General features: G+C 63.0%; 1 protein-coding gene and 1 pseudogene. One reads left to right on the plus strand and one right to left on the minus strand.

Going from position 1 to position 908, the window contains the following annotated elements; all coding sequences use genetic code 11:
* A pseudogene (locus EN939_RS36010) lies at window positions 1-488 on the minus strand (hypothetical protein); the annotation flags it as partial.
* Between the two features lie 188 nt (window positions 489-676).
* Between EN939_RS36010 and EN939_RS36015 the strand changes: the two are divergent.
* Window positions 677-865 (plus strand): hypothetical protein, encoded by a 189-nt coding sequence (locus EN939_RS36015; RefSeq protein ID WP_127272037.1) that lies wholly within the window; start codon window positions 677-679, stop codon window positions 863-865.
* Window positions 866-908: the final 43 nt, after the last annotated feature.

Raw genomic sequence — 908 nt, forward strand, 5'->3', positions numbered from 1 at the left:
GTTTCCGTGCTCGCTGGCGCGATCTTGTCTGCCGCGGCGGCGTTCGCATCCGGTTGCGGAGCGCGCACCAGGGTTGGCCTCTCGAGGGCCCTGATCAGATCAGCGATGGTCGGGTTCAAGCCCTTGCGGCGCGCGATGGCACGTGCATGCGGCAGGCCATGTCGCCCGATCAGCGCGATGAGATCGATGTCGCTGACGGCGCGTGAGCGGATGAGCAGCGGCGCGGCAATGTCGACCGGTTCCTCGCAAAGGCGGCGCACCAGGGCGGCGGGGGCGTATTCGCATTCGGAAAGGGCGGCTGCCACGTAACGGCGAGATTCGACGGACACGTCATTGAACAGCGGCAGCGTCAGGTCTTCGAGTTGACCGATCTCGCGGCGTGATGGGCGGGTGAGCGAACAGAACGCCGACACTGCGGCGCGGAACAGCCTTTCGGCCTTTCCCGAGTCTTTTCGCACCGCGATTTGCCTGAAGTCCGAAGATGACACGAAGGATACGCCCGTACTCGACACAACCTTGACGACGCTCGACCGGGACCGTGCCGGTTCCGAGAGTGCCAAGAACAAAGTTCAAGTTAGCGACGATCCGTTAGCGTTCCGTTAACCCTCTGCCGGCCTTAATGACATTTGGAGGCGTTGCGTTGTGCTCCGGGGAAACCGAGAGGAATGCGCGAACCATGGGCATGGTACTGTCTTTCGTGCCGCGTACGGCACCAAACACCAGAGTAAAGCAAACCGCCGAAATGCCGGCAGCGGTGATCATCTTTCCCGGCATCCGCTACGAGCGGCCGCATGCCGGCGAAGTGCGGCCGGTCGATCCCGACAAGCCGGGTTCGCCAGGACCAAAACCGGTCCCGCACCACTGAGTTTCGGCGGCCACGGACCTTTGGTCCGGGATCATGTCTAGTG

It is taken from the genome of Mesorhizobium sp. M7A.F.Ca.CA.002.05.1.1 (assembly GCF_003998335.1).
Taxonomy (GTDB): domain Bacteria; phylum Pseudomonadota; class Alphaproteobacteria; order Rhizobiales; family Rhizobiaceae; genus Mesorhizobium.

Bases quoted from the DNA above. Each gene is read 5' to 3' on its own strand.
- EN939_RS36015 (WP_127272037.1), top strand. From the start codon at position 677: ATGGGCATGGTACTGTCTTTCGTGCCGCGTACGGCACCAAACACCAGA.